The 12,854-nt window shown below is 67.1% G+C and carries 15 protein-coding genes; 7 read left to right on the plus strand and 8 right to left on the minus strand.

What is annotated here, in order from left to right; translation table 11 throughout:
• Nucleotides 1-20 precede the first annotated feature (20 nt).
• From AC3WLE_RS18835 to AC3WLE_RS18845, 3 genes are all read left to right on the plus strand, one after another.
• The gene (locus AC3WLE_RS18835) at nucleotides 21-398 is read left to right on the plus strand and encodes a nuclear transport factor 2 family protein (RefSeq protein WP_492320722.1); all 378 of its coding nucleotides are present in this window, start codon (nucleotides 21-23) and stop codon (nucleotides 396-398) included.
• Between the two features lie 13 nt (nucleotides 399-411).
• Entirely contained in the window at nucleotides 412-1,065 is a 654-nt protein-coding gene (locus tag AC3WLE_RS18840) for a TetR/AcrR family transcriptional regulator (RefSeq protein ID WP_492356669.1), read from the plus strand.
• 86 nt (nucleotides 1,066-1,151) lie between these two features.
• Complete coding sequence (locus tag AC3WLE_RS18845) at nucleotides 1,152-1,388, plus strand: hypothetical protein (RefSeq protein ID WP_492320724.1); 237 nt, start codon at nucleotides 1,152-1,154, stop codon at nucleotides 1,386-1,388.
• Nucleotides 1,389-1,461: 73 nt separating this feature from the next.
• Here the strand turns inward: AC3WLE_RS18845 and AC3WLE_RS18850 are convergent, their stop codons facing one another.
• Nucleotides 1,462-2,637 (minus strand): M20 aminoacylase family protein, encoded by a 1,176-nt coding sequence (locus tag AC3WLE_RS18850; protein WP_492356670.1) that lies wholly within the window; start codon nucleotides 2,635-2,637, stop codon nucleotides 1,462-1,464.
• A 42-nt stretch (nucleotides 2,638-2,679) separates the two neighbouring features.
• Nucleotides 2,680-3,717, minus strand: a complete 1,038-nt coding sequence (locus tag AC3WLE_RS18855; protein WP_492356671.1) for a tripartite tricarboxylate transporter substrate binding protein — start codon at nucleotides 3,715-3,717, stop codon at nucleotides 2,680-2,682.
• Between the two features lie 144 nt (nucleotides 3,718-3,861).
• On the opposite strand from AC3WLE_RS18855, the gene AC3WLE_RS18860 reads away from it, so the two are divergent.
• Nucleotides 3,862-4,761, plus strand: coding sequence for a LysR family transcriptional regulator (locus AC3WLE_RS18860; protein WP_436224008.1), 900 nt, complete (start codon nucleotides 3,862-3,864; stop codon nucleotides 4,759-4,761).
• A 35-nt stretch (nucleotides 4,762-4,796) separates the two neighbouring features.
• Here AC3WLE_RS18860 and AC3WLE_RS18865 read toward each other — a convergent pair whose 3' ends face one another.
• Nucleotides 4,797-5,276, minus strand: coding sequence for an SRPBCC domain-containing protein (locus AC3WLE_RS18865; protein ID WP_492320726.1), 480 nt, complete (start codon nucleotides 5,274-5,276; stop codon nucleotides 4,797-4,799).
• A gap of 292 nt (nucleotides 5,277-5,568) precedes the next feature.
• Here AC3WLE_RS18865 and AC3WLE_RS18870 point away from each other — a divergent pair, with 292 nt between their 5' ends.
• Nucleotides 5,569-5,943 (plus strand): VOC family protein, encoded by a 375-nt coding sequence (locus AC3WLE_RS18870; RefSeq protein WP_035827075.1) that lies wholly within the window; start codon nucleotides 5,569-5,571, stop codon nucleotides 5,941-5,943.
• 20 nt (nucleotides 5,944-5,963) lie between these two features.
• Here the strand turns inward: AC3WLE_RS18870 and AC3WLE_RS18875 are convergent, their stop codons facing one another.
• The gene (locus tag AC3WLE_RS18875) at nucleotides 5,964-6,674 is read right to left on the minus strand and encodes a DUF899 domain-containing protein (protein WP_492321056.1); all 711 of its coding nucleotides are present in this window, start codon (nucleotides 6,672-6,674) and stop codon (nucleotides 5,964-5,966) included.
• A 353-nt stretch (nucleotides 6,675-7,027) separates the two neighbouring features.
• Between AC3WLE_RS18875 and AC3WLE_RS18880 the strand changes: the two genes are divergently transcribed.
• Entirely contained in the window at nucleotides 7,028-7,984 is a 957-nt protein-coding gene (locus tag AC3WLE_RS18880) for a D-2-hydroxyacid dehydrogenase (protein ID WP_492356672.1), read from the plus strand.
• Nucleotides 7,985-8,015: 31 nt separating this feature from the next.
• Nucleotides 8,016-9,170 carry a glycerate kinase gene (locus tag AC3WLE_RS18885; RefSeq protein ID WP_492321058.1) on the plus strand — a complete coding sequence of 385 codons (1,155 nt, stop codon included), beginning with the start codon at nucleotides 8,016-8,018 and terminating at the stop codon, nucleotides 9,168-9,170.
• 50 nt (nucleotides 9,171-9,220) lie between these two features.
• Here AC3WLE_RS18885 and AC3WLE_RS18890 read toward each other — a convergent pair whose 3' ends face one another.
• The 4 genes from AC3WLE_RS18890 to AC3WLE_RS18905 are packed head-to-tail and all read right to left on the minus strand — an operon-like array spanning nucleotide 9,221 to nucleotide 12,803.
• The gene (locus AC3WLE_RS18890) at nucleotides 9,221-10,189 is read right to left on the minus strand and encodes a Bug family tripartite tricarboxylate transporter substrate binding protein (protein ID WP_492321059.1); all 969 of its coding nucleotides are present in this window, start codon (nucleotides 10,187-10,189) and stop codon (nucleotides 9,221-9,223) included.
• Between the two features lie 38 nt (nucleotides 10,190-10,227).
• Nucleotides 10,228-10,614 carry a VOC family protein gene (locus AC3WLE_RS18895; protein WP_035827066.1) on the minus strand — a complete coding sequence of 129 codons (387 nt, stop codon included), beginning with the start codon at nucleotides 10,612-10,614 and terminating at the stop codon, nucleotides 10,228-10,230.
• Nucleotides 10,615-10,633: 19 nt separating this feature from the next.
• Complete coding sequence (locus AC3WLE_RS18900) at nucleotides 10,634-11,587, minus strand: hydroxymethylglutaryl-CoA lyase (RefSeq protein WP_492356673.1); 954 nt, start codon at nucleotides 11,585-11,587, stop codon at nucleotides 10,634-10,636.
• 13 nt (nucleotides 11,588-11,600) lie between these two features.
• Nucleotides 11,601-12,803: a CaiB/BaiF CoA transferase family protein gene (locus AC3WLE_RS18905; protein WP_010811647.1), complete on the minus strand. Its 1,203-nt coding sequence runs from the start codon at nucleotides 12,801-12,803 to the stop codon at nucleotides 11,601-11,603.
• Nucleotides 12,804-12,854: the final 51 nt, after the last annotated feature.

Raw genomic sequence — 12,854 nt, forward strand, 5'->3', positions numbered from 1 at the left:
CACCAGACAAGGAGAACCTCATGCCCGATAGCGCCGCGATGAAAGCCACGCTGCTCGCCTATGCCGAGCGCTTCAATGCCGGTGACGCGCAGGGCGTTGCCGCGCTCTACGCCGACGATGCCACCGTCGAAGACCCGGTCGGCGCGCAGCCGATCGCCGGCAAGCCGGCCATCCTGGCCTTCTACCAGCACACTACCGCGCTGGGCGCGCGCCTGGAGGTGGTGGCGCCGCCGCGCGGCTCGCACGGCGACGCCGCCGCGCTGACCTTTGCCGTGCACGCCCGCCTGGAAGGGCGGCCGGCCCGCATCGACGTGACCGACATCATGACGTTCGGCGCAGATGGCCGCATCCGCAGCATGCGCGCCCACTGGGGGCCGGACGACGTGCATTTCCTGTAGGCCCGCCGCGCCCATGGCCCGCCACACCCGCGAGGATGCCGCCGTCACGCGGACGCGCATCCTGGCCAGCGCGCTGCAACTGATCCGGCACCGCGGCCTGCATTGCGTCACCGTGGACGACGTGGCCCGCGCCATCGGCATGACGCGCGGGGCGGTCTACGGGCATTTCCATTCCCGCACCGAGCTGCTCGGCGCGCTGCTGTCGTGCGCCGAAGCCGACTTCGCCGCCCGCCTCGCGCCGCTGGCGCAGGGCCGCGCCGGCAGCGGACCAGGCGCGCTGGAGCAGGCGCTGGCCGCCTTGCTCCATGGCGATGACCTGGCGCGCCATGTCAGCCTGCTGGCGGCGCTGCTGCAGCACAAGTGCGGCGACGACTGCGAGCTTTGCCCGCTGCGCGCCCGCGTGCTGGCGGGCGTCGAGACCCTGCGCGCGACCTTTGCAGACCTGCTGCCGGCCCCCGGCCTGGCCAGCCTGCTGGTGGCGCACCTGTGGGGCCTGCTGAGCGCGCACGCCATGCACCTGGCGCCGTCTGGCCTGTCCGGCTGTGCCGCGGCGCTGGCCCGGCTGTATCAAGGGCCCGATGTGCCGCAGCATCCGTCCCTGTCCACCATCCCCTCCTGTCGATCCGACGCCACTTTCGATCCGGCGCTGCTGCGGGATACCCCTTAGTCTGCTCGGACGAAGCGTTTCGGGCCGGCGCTGACTACGATGCTTTCAAAAGCATGGAAACCCAGCAAGGGTGCGGAGGAGACAGCATGAAGCGGCTCGGATTTCGTTGGGCGGCGGGCCTGGCCGGGGCCGGCGCCGCGATGGGCGCGGCCTGGGCGATTGCCGTGGGCGGCGACCTTGCCACCGCGCATGGCAGCCAGGACGAGATGCCCGCTGTCAGCGCGGCCTCCGCCGACGCGGCGCAAGACCACTGCAACGACGCCTGCGTGCGCAGCCGCGGCACCGCGGCGTTGGTGGTGCTAAGCCAGAGACCTCCGCATTGACCTGTCGATCGACCTGCCTATGCAGGTCGATCGACGGGCCAGTCCCTAATCGCCGAAATAGCGATCTGCGACCTCAGTCGATCAGGAAGCGTTGCGTCAGCAGCGCCCAATAGGCCGCGCCGATGGCGACGTTGTCGTCGTTGAAGTCGTAGCCGGGGTTGTGCACCATGCAGGCGCCTGCGCTGTCTCCATCGCCGTTGCCGATCAGCAGATAGCTGCCCGGGCAGCGCTCCAGCATGAAGGCGAAGTCCTCGCTGCCGGGCAGCGCCGGGCCTTGCGGCACGACCTTGTCCGGCCCAAGCAAGGCGAGCGCCGTCTGGCGCGCGAATTCCGTCTCTTCCGGAGTGTTGACGAGCACCGCATAGCCTTGCCGGTAATCGATCTCGGTGCGCACGCCGTAGCTTTCCGCCTGGGCCTGCACCAGGGCCTTGATGCGCCGCTCCAGGGTGGCACGCACGTCGCGGTCGAGCGCCCGCACGCTGATTTCCAGCGTGGCTTCCTGCGGGATCACGTTGTTGGCCTTGCCGGCATGCATGGCGCCGACCGTTACCACCGCCATCTGCAGCGGGTCGACGTTGCGCGAGACCACGGTCTGCAGGGCCAGCACGATGCCGGCGGCGGCCACCAGCGGATCGGCTGCCCGGTGCGGCAGCGCGCCGTGGCCGCCCACGCCTCTGACCGTGACGGTGGCGTAGTCCGACGAAGCCATGGTGGGACCGTCGCGCAGCACCAGCCGTCCCTGCGTGATGCCAGGCATATTGTGCATGGCGAAGACGGCGTCGCAGGGATACTTCTCGAACAGCCCGTCCTGGATCATGCGCACGGCGCCGCCCATGCCTTCCTCGGCCGGCTGGAAAATCAGGTTTAGCGTGCCGGAGAACTGCGCTTCCTGCGCCAGGTATTCCGCGGCGCAAAGCAGCATGGCGGTGTGCCCATCGTGCCCGCAGGCATGCATGACGCCGGCATGGCTGCTGGAGTAGGGCAGGCCGGTCGCCTCGCCGATCGGCAGGGCGTCCATGTCGGCGCGCAGGCCGAGCCGGCGCGTGCCGCTGCCGCGCCGCAGCCTGCCCACCACGCCGGTGCCGCCCAGCCCGCGCTCCACGTCGTAGCCCCATTGGGCGAGGCGCTCGGCCACAGCGTCGCTGGTGCGGTGCTCCTGGAAGCCAAGTTCCGGATGCTGGTGAATGTCGCGGCGCAGCGCAACGAACTTGTCCGCGCGGGAGCGCAGCGATTCCAGGATGGCGTGCATGGGATTTCTCTCCTCTCTATATGCGATGGCATTGGCGTTGCGTCATTGCGGCTGCAGCCCGATGGCCTTGGCCAGGCCGCGGTAGCGCGCCGTCTCGCCTTCGTAGAAGCGGGCCGCCTCCTGCAGCGTCATCGGCGTGGCCACGGTCTGCATCTGGGCTTCCAGCCCGGCGCGCACGGCGGGATCCTTGAGGACATTGCCGAGCGCCAGGTTCAGGCGCTGCACCACCTCGGGCGGGGTTCCCTTCTTCACCATGAAGCCGGTCCAGATCGTGAAGGCGAAGTTCTTCAGCAGCTTGCCTTCGCCGATGGTGGGCACATTGGGCAACAGCGGCGCCCGGGTGGCGCCCGCGGTGGCGAGCAGTTTCAGCCGTCCCTGCTGGGCCATCGCGCCGAGCGCGGCGTTGAACGGCACGATGGCGAAGTCGAGCTGGCCGCCGCCGAGGTCCTGTACCAGCGGCGCCGCGCCCTTGTAAGGGACGTGGGTCATCCTGGTGCCGGTGAGCTGCTGCATGTGCTCGACCAGGATGTGGTACAGCGAGCCCACTCCCACGCTGCCGTAAGACAGCGGCTTGTCCTTGCGGCTGCGCGCCAGGGCGATCAGTTCGTCCGCGGAGTTGGCTTCCAGGTCCTTGCGTGCGATCAGTGCCAGCACCGCGGTGGAAATCGGCTGCACCAGCTGGAAGTCCTCCGCCTGCAGCTTGACCGCGGCATTGGCCAGCGGAGACAGGATCACTTCGTTGGGAGAGCCCTGGAACAGGTAGTAGCCGTCGCCCGGCGCTGACAGCACCTTTTGCGCGCCGATGGCGCCGCTGACGCCGCCCAGGTTCTCCACCAGCACGGTCTGGCCGAGCTGCTTGCCGACGGGCTGGCTCAGCACGCGGGCGATGGCGTCGGAGGCGCCGCCGGCGGGATAGGGCACCATCAGTGCGATCGGCTTGGCGGGATAGGACGCCCCGGTCGCCCCCGCGGCTGCGGTCGCGCCGGCCGCGCCGGCGCAGATCGGGCTGGCCAGCACGGCGGCAAGCAGGCCGCCAGTCAGCCTCGTCAGCGGGCGGCGCAGGCATTGTGTGAGGGTCATCGTCGTCTCCTGATCATGGATGCCGCGTCTGTCTTGTTGCCCCGGCGGGACGCACGGCTGGCAGCCATGTTAGGAAGGCGGCAACCTGATGTCCAATGCATCATTTTTCTCATTATCATTACAAGATTGCATGCGAGGACGGCGATGAACCTGATTCAGCTCAAGCACCTGATCGCGCTGGCGGAGACCGGCTCGTTCAGCCAGGCCGCCGCGCGGCTGCATCTGACGCAGCCGGCACTCAGCCGCAGCATCCAGGCCCTGGAAGCGGAGCTGGGCATGCCACTGGTAGACCGCATCGGCAAGCGCAACGAACTGACGCCGTTCGGGCAGCTGGCGCTGGAAAGGGCACGGCGCATCGCCTTCGAGGCTGGCGAGCTCAGGCAGAGCGCGCTGGCGTTGCAGGCCGGCCAGGCGGGCACGCTGCGCATCGGCCTGGGATCCGGGCCGGGCGCCATGCTGATGACGCCGTTGCTGGTGCATATGGCCAGGCACCATCCCAGGGTCAGGCTGACCATTTCGCGCGGCGCGACCAATCTGCAGCTTCAGCAGCTACGCGCCCGCGCGCTTGACGGCGTGGTCATCGATCTGCGCTCGCTAGTGCCGGGCCCCGACCTGCGCGTGGAGCGGCTGCCGGACCTGCGCGCCGGCTTCATGTGCCGCAGCGGCCATCCGTTGTGCAAGCTGCGCCGCGTGAGCTTCGACGATCTGCTGGCCTATCCGATCGCTTCCAGCCCCCTGTCGGACGAGGTGGCGCGCATCCTGATCGCCCACTTCGGGCCACGCGCGCATCCCGACCAGATGGTCACGCTGCGCTGTGAGGAGATCTCCAGCCTGGTGGAAGCCGCCCGCATCACCGATGCGGTGTTCCTCGGCATCATCGCCGCCGCGCGCGAGCCCATGGCAAGCGGGGAACTGGTGGAGCTGGCATTGACGCCGCCCTTGCACACCAGCGCGCAGTTCGCGCTGATCACCTTGCAGGGACGGACCGAGACGCCCGCAATGGAGATGCTGCGGGCATTCATGGCGGAGAGGATGCGGGAGTAGCGGCGCTCCCGCCCGCGCGTACAGGCAATGACTGCTCAGCGCAGGCCAGCCTGCCGTTGCGCATTCAGCGCTTCCGCGCGCGCCTTGACGTCGCGTGCCACCTGGTCGAACCCCTGCTTCACCCAGGCACCGTGCTCGCGCATGATGGTCTCCGCATTCAGTCCAAGGAACAGGTCAGTGGTGAAGTAGCGGGTGCGCCCGGGCCCGATGGCTTCCAGGTACTGGTCGCGCCGGGCGGCATCCTTGTTCTCGTCGGTGGGGCGCTGCTCCCACGAGAGCAGGCGTTCCGGCTCCCACGCCACCAGGTACTCGTTGACCGGGATGACCTGGTCAGTGCCGGGGATGCGCACCTGCATGTACACCATGTCGCCGAGCCGGCCGGTGGTCTCCAGCCCAGGGCAGAACGCATTCCATTCCGCGTAGCGCGCAAAGTCGGTCAGCACTTCCCACACCAGCGCTACCGGCGCGTCGATCTCCACCTGGATCGACGTCACGAGATTCTCTGCTTTGGCCATCGGCCCCTCCTTCATGAAAGTCATTGGGAAGGGACACACTAGAGCCGTGTGACTGCGGTTCGCATACCCCGAACGGACGAGTCCGGGTGGACGAAGGCGATGTTGTCGAGGTCAGGCAGATTGAGGCTTGCCCCGAGCGCGCTGTCCGGCGGCGGCGACGCGCGGCGGGGTCTCAGTCTCCAACTGCTGTGAGCTTGGTGCCGGCCATCCGGGATGGCTGGCATTTTTTTGGGTTCATCGTCAAACTCTGGGATCGGGCCGCGCGCAGGGCCCACACACTTCAGGAGAACCCATGTTTGACCACGTCAAATTCGGAGTCAGCGACTATGCAGCGAGCAAGGCGTTCTTCCTCAAGGCACTCGAACCGCTCGGCGTAGCGGTTGCCTCGGAGGGGCCGCCGGCGTACGGTGTCGAGCTATGCCCAAAGGGCAAGGCTTCATTGTGCCTGTTCCAGACCGAGGAAAAGCCGGCGCATCTGCACCTGGCGTTCACTGCCGAGAATCGCCGGCAAGTCGAAGCTTTCCATCGCGCGGCCCTGGAGGCGGGTGCCAAAGACAATGGTGCGCCTGGTCTGCGGCCGCACTACCACGCCAACTACTACGCAGCGTTCGTCATTGGTCCGGACGGGCACAACATTGAAGTGGTTTGCCACCAACCCGAGGCCTGACCCTGCCATCAGAGGGACGATCATTTCCCCTCGGGGTATTCCAGCTCCGGATACCAATCCGCCCCCCGGCCTTCCGGCGTGGTGTCCAGCAGGGTCCACAGCGGATCCAGGTCCGGCGCACCGCGCGGGTCCTGACCCGGGTCGACCGAGAGGGCATACATCTCGCTGCTCCAGAAATGGCGGATCTTGCCGTCCCGGCGCGTAAACACCGAGTAGCCCGGAACGTCGGCATCCTCGGGGCTGACATAGTCGCGGGTGAAATCGCCGTCGACGTCCGCATAGACCTTCAGCTTGGTCCAGCCCCGCGCCTTCTTGGCGGCGACCAGGCGCTCGATGGGCGAGCGGGCGATCATCGCCAGCGCCACGCGCTGCTCGATGTCCGGAACCTTGTGATCCCACGACGCCATCACTGACGTGCACATGGGGCAAGGCTGTTCCCGCTGCGGTCCGAACATATAGCTGTAGATGACCAGGGTGTCCTTGTCGCCGAACAGTTCGGCCAGCGTGACCGGACCGCCTTCTCCCTGGAAGGTATAGCGCTTTGTCACCTCGCCGCCCGCGGGCAGGCCGCGGCGCTGTTCGGCCACGCGCTCGATGTGGCGCCGCAGCTCGATTTCCTCCGCGAGCAGCGCATTGCGCGCCTTGCGGTACTCCGCGCTTTCATTGGGAAACCGGACGGGGTTTTGTTGCGCCAACTCGGTTGAGGGAATGAGTCTTGCAGTGGTGTTCATGTCGGTCCTCCTGCCAGGATAGATACCGCGAATGGCCGGGGAATGTGATGCCGTCGCGCTGCGTCGGCGTTTCCGCGGCCCTCTCGTAGTTCGTGTCAGCCCGGGCCGAAATGTTCCGCGCCATGCAGGCCCGATGCTGCCCGTGGCGTGGCCATTGCCTTTCCATTTGAGAAAGGAAGGTGGAGAAAGCCGCGATTCCAGCCTGGCCCGCCTTCCCCTCATCATGTCTGTGGCGCAGCAATGCGGCAGATGCCTGCCGCCCCTCGACCGCAGCCCGTCCCTACGCGCCAGTGCGATGAGCCGTGCCTCACATCGGCACGCCGCGGGCGGCCCGCAAACCTGGAAGTCATGCAATGAAGATCGTATTCCTGGACCGTTCCACCATCTCGCCGCAGACCACGCTGCGAGCGCTGCCGTTCCCGCATGAGCTTGAACTCTACGGGCAAACGGCTGACGAGGACGTCGCCGCGCGCATCGCCGCCGCGGACGTGGTCATCACCAACAAGGTGAATCTGGATGCCCGCCAGCTTGAGCAGGCAACGAACCTGAAGCTCATCGCCATTGCGGCGACCGGCACCGATGTTGTCGACCTGCAAGCCTGTGCCGCCCGCGGCATCGTCGTCTCCAATATCCGCAACTATGCCGTCCATACGGTGCCGGAACATACCTTTGCCCTGATCTTCGCGCTGCGGCGAAGCCTGGCCGCCTACCACGATGCGGTCCGGCGCGGCCGCTGGCAGGAATCCGGATCCTTCTGCTTCTTCGACTACCCGATCAAGGACTTGCACGGGTCGGTGCTTGGCATCGTCGGCGACGGCGTGCTCGGCCAGTCGGTGGCCAGGATGGCGAGTGCGCTGGGCATGCAGCCGCTGTTTGCGGCCCACAAGGGACGCGAGGGCATGGGCCCGCTCTACACGCCTTTCGACGAGGTGCTGCGCCGCAGCGACATCATCACCTTGCATTGCCCGCTGGTGGCGCAGACACGCAACCTGATCGACACCGCGGCGTTCTTGAAGATGGAACGGCGCCCGTTGCTGATCAACACTGCCCGAGGCGGGCTGGTCAACGAAGCGGCGCTGGTGGAAGCGCTGCAATCCGGAAAGGTGGCGGGGGCAGGCTTCGACGTTGCGACGCAGGAACCGCCCGGCGCGGAACACCCGTTCCATCAGTTGAAGGATGCGCCGAACTTCATCCTGACCCCGCACGTTGCATGGGCCAGCGACGAGGCCGTGCAAGGCCTGGCCGACCAGCTTATCGACAATATCTGTGCCTTCGCGCAAGGCGCGCCCAGGAACGTGGTGGCCGCATGACGTGCCCGCCGGACGAAGGATGGTGCCGACAATGAAAGCAGCAGGACTCAAGGTGCTGGTTGCACCTGACTCGTTCAAAGGCAGCCTCAGTGCGACCGAGGTGGCGGATCGCATCCGCGCCGGCATCCGGCGTGCGGTGCCTGGTGCGGATGTCACCGTGGCACCGATTGCCGATGGCGGCGAAGGTACCGCAGAAGTCCTGGCGGCCACGCTTGCGGGCGTGTGGGAAGCGGTGGTTGCCACCGATGCCAATGGCGTGCCAAAGCCGGTGCGGTACTTCCGCGGCCGCACGCAGGAGTTTGGCGAGCTCGCGATCGTCGAGGTGGCTGAAATCGTCGGCCTTCCGCACGCCCTGCTGGCGCCGGGGCAACGCACGACCAGGGGCATCGGCCATGTCATCCGCGCGCTCGCTGAGCGCAGTGTCGATACCATCGCGATCGGGCTGGGCGGATCTTCCACCAATGACGCAGGTGCCGGCCTGCTGGCGGAAACCGGCTTTCGCTTTACCGATGCGCAGGGCAACGCATTGTGGCCAACCCTGGATACGCTGGACGCGATCTGCGCCGCAACGTATCAGCAGCCTGCGCAGCTTGGCCGGGTCCGGCTGCTGGGCCTGTCCGACGTCAACAATCCGCTCTGCGGGCCAAACGGCGCGACCTTTGTCTTCGGCCCGCAGAAGGGCGTGCAAGACCTGGCCGCTGCGGATGCCCGGCTGGAACGGTTCGCAAAGCGATGCGCGGCCGTCGTCGGGCTGGATGTTGCCGATGCGCAAGGCAGCGGCGCCGCCGGCGGCATCGGCTTTGCGTTGCGCCTGCTCGGCGCCGAGATCGTTCCCGGCGCGGCCTTTGTGCTGGGTGCCGCCGGCCTCGGTGCAGGGCTCGGCGCCTTCGATTGGGTCATTACCGGCGAGGGACGGTCCGATGCGCAGACCATGATGGGGAAAGGTCCTGCCATGATCGCGCGCATGGCGCGCCAGGCTGGTGTGCCGGTGACGCTGCTCTCTGGCGCCGTCGAGCCCGATGCCGGACTGGCCGAAGCCTTCGACGGATGCATCTCGATTCAGCAGGGGCCGGTATCGATCGGCTTTGCGATGGAGCATGCGGCGGCATTGCTTGAGGATGCTGCATGCCAGCTTGCGCGCCTGTATGTCGCCGCCGGCCGGCAGGAAAATCGCCTGGGCGTATAGAAAAAAAGGGTCTCCCCACCCCGGGGAGACCTTCCACGCATCGAAGATACTTAGTCCGCGCGAATATTCGATGTCTTGACCACACGCGACCAGGACGCCAGTTCCTGATCGACGAACTTGCCCAGTTCCTGCGGCCCCATGTAGGCAGCGAAGGCACCTTGTTCCTCGATCTTCTTCCTGTAGGTGTCGCTGGCCACGATCTTCTTCACCTCCTGGGACAAGCGCTCGACGATGGCCGGCGGTGTATTCGCCGGTGCAAACAGTGCAAACCAGGATTCCACCTCATACCCTGGCAGCCCAGCCTCCGCGGTGGTCGGCACATTGGGCATGGAGGGATGGCGCTTCGGTCCGGCATAGGCAAGCGCCTTGATCTTGCCCGCCTGCACATGCCCGATCACGCTCGGCGGGGTCGTGATGAACATGTCGACCTGCCCGCTGATCAGGTCGGTGACCACGGGCCCGGCGCCCTTGTACGGTACGTGCGTCATCGGCACTTTGGTCTGCCGCGCCAGCATCTCGCCGGCGATATGCTGGATCGAGCCATTGCCGGACGAGGCATAGAACAGGCCCTTGCCATTGCTTTTGCCGTAGGCGACCAGTTCGGCTATCGATGTCGCGGGCAGCTTGCCGCTGACGGCGATGACGTGCGGCGCGCGCATGACCAGCGCCACCGGGACGAAGCTGGACGGCTTCCAGCGGATCTGCGGGAACAGCGCCGGATTGCCGACGTGGTAGCCGGAATACTGGAGCAGCAGCGTATAGCCGTCCGGCGCCGCCCGCGCCACGGCTTCGGTGCCGATATTGCCGCTGGCGCCGGGCTTGTTGTCCACCACCACGGGCTGGCCAAGCGCGGCCTGCAGTTGTTCGCCGACCAGGCGGGCAACGATATCGGTGGATCCGGCCGGTGCGCTGGGCACCACCAGGGTGACCGGCTTGGTGGGATAGGCGTTGGTGCTGTGGGCCGGGGCGGCCGCAGCCAGGGCCGCCAGGGCGGCCGCGGCGATCGTCATGCGTTTCATGGGTGTCTCCTCCGTCGTTTTGTCGGGTTGGCCGATCTTCAGTCGACCAGTTCTGATATCTCGATCAGGTTCAGGTCCGGATCGCGCACGTAGACCGAGCGGATCTTCTGCGTGGCGCCGGTGCGTGCCACCGGTCCTTCGACAATCGGCCACTGGCATCGCTGAAGATGGGCGATGACGTCGTCGAGCGGGACCGAAGCGATAAAGCAAAGATCGAGTGCGCCGGGAACGGGCAGGTGTGCCTTGGGCTCGAACTCGGCGCCGCGCTGGTGGAGGTTGATCTTCTGGTTGCCGAAGCGGAAGGCCAGGCGACCGTTGCCGAAGGTTTCAGGCTGCATCTGCATGACTTCGGTGTAGAAGTGCCGCGTGGCTTCGAGGTCAACACAGGTGAGCACCAGATGGTCAAGATGGTCGATCAGGGACATGATGGTTTCCAGGTAGATGTCAGGGCTGGAAGGCCCGCTGTTCGGGGATCGCGTCGGCGGCCGGCATCGGATGCAGGTCGAGGCGGCGGCCGGCCTTCAGCAGCTGGCTTGGGACGTCATGGCCGATCAGGCCCCGCAGGCGCGCGGCGGCATCCAGGATGGCTGCCAGGTCGACGCCGGTGTCATAGCCATCCAGTTCAAGCATATGGACGAGCTCTTCGGTGCAGACATTGCCGGTCGCGCCCGGGGCATACGGGCAACCACCGAGGCCGCCCAGCGAAGCGTCGAAGCGGTCGATGCCCTGGTCCAGCGCGGCGAGCGTGTTGGCCAGCGCCAGGCCCCGGGTATTGTGGAAATGCAGGGTCAGCGCCAGGCTGGGGAACTGCCGCCGCGCGGCCTCGCACAGCCTGGCGACCTGGGACGGAAACGCCATGCCAGTGGTGTCGCACAGCGTCACGCCGTGAGCCCCCAGGTCGGCGAAGCGCTGCATCCAGCCCAGCACGTCTTCCAGCGGCACGTCGCCTTCCATCGGGCAACCCATCGCGGTCGACAGCGAGATGTTGATCGCGGTCGGCGTCTCCCTCACCACGCGGATGACGTCGGCAAGCTGGGCAAACGATTGCTCGCGCGACATGCGCAGGTTGGTGCGGTTGTGGCTTTCGCTGACCGACATCACCAGGTTGACCTCGTCGACCTGGCAGGAAAGCGCGCGCTCGGCGCCGCGCACATTCGGCACCAGCACCGTGTAGACCACACCCGGGCGCCGCGCGATGCGATGCATCACCGCTTCCGCGTCGCGCAGCGCCGGGATCGCCTTGGGCGAGGTGAAGGAAGTCACCTCGATCCTGGCGTAGCCGCACGCGCTCAGCGCGTCGATCAGGGCAACCTTGTCATCGGTCTCGACAAAACGGGCCTCGTTCTGGAAGCCGTCTCGCGTGGCGACTTCATGTATGTAAACCTTCCTGGCAGTCATGCCGGTCTCCTTGTCAGATAATCCCTGCCACGCGCCATGCCTCGCGCTGCGCCGTGCCGATGCCAAGGCCTTCCAGCACCGCGTCGGTATGCTGGCCAAGCGCGGGGGCGGGGTTGGGCAGTGCGCCGGGGGTGGCGCTCAGCTTCGGCACGATGCCGGGCAACTGGACGGGGGTGCCGTCCGGCAATTGCGCGTCCAGGATCATGTCGCGCGCGCGGTAGTGCGGATCGCTGGCGATATCGGCGACGTCGTAGATCTTGCCCGCGGGGATGCGGGCGCCATTGAGCGCGTCGAGTGCCGCTTCCAGGCTGCGCTGTGCCGCCCATTCGCCAATGGCGGCGTCGAGCATCGCGACCTGGCTGACCCGGCCGTCGTTGTGGGCCAGGGCAGGGTCGTCGCGCAGGTCGGGGCGCTCGATCATGTCCATCAGCCGCCTGAAGATGCCATCGCCATTGCCAGCGATCAGCACATACTTGCCGTCGGCGCAGCGGTACGCATTGGTCGGCGCGATGCCGGGAAGACTGCTGCCGGCCGCCTGCCGCACGGCGCCGAACACCGAGTATTCCGGCAGCAGGCTCTCCATCATGCTGAACACCGACTCGTACAAGGCCACATCCACGACCTGGCCCTGGCCGCCGTTCTGCTCCCGGTGCCGCAACGCCAGCAGGATGCCGATCACACCGTGCAGCGCGGACAGGGAGTCCCCGATCGATACCCCCACGCGCACCGGGGTGCGGCCCGGCTCGCCGCTCAGGTGGCGCAAGCCGCCCATCGCTTCGCCAATGACGCCGAAGCCCGGCCGGTCGCGATAGGGACCGGTCTGGCCATAGCCGGACACGCGCAGCATCACCAGCCCGGGGTTGGCCGCGCGCAGGCTGTCCCAGCCCAGGCCCCAGCCTTCCAGCGTGCCCGGGCGGAAGTTCTCGATCAGCACGTCGCTTTGCGCGGCCAGCTTGCGCACGACTTCCTGGCCTTGCGGCGTGCGCAGGTCCAGCGTGACCGACTGCTTGTCGCGGGACTGTGCCTCCCACCAGACCGAGGTGCCTTCATGCAACAGCCGCCACTTGCGCAGCGGATCGCCCGTGCCCGGCGGCTCGACCTTGATCACTTCCGCGCCGAACGCCGCCAGCATGCGCGCGGCAAACGGCCCCGCGATCAGCTGCCCCAGTTCCAGGACGCGTACGCCGGCAAGAGGCTTTGACTTGCTTGTTTCCATCTCCATCAGATTTGCTCCGAGAAACCTCGCCATTCATGGCGGGGAGTGAAA

The sequence above is a fragment of the Cupriavidus sp. FW306-1B-F12B genome (assembly GCF_058781795.1).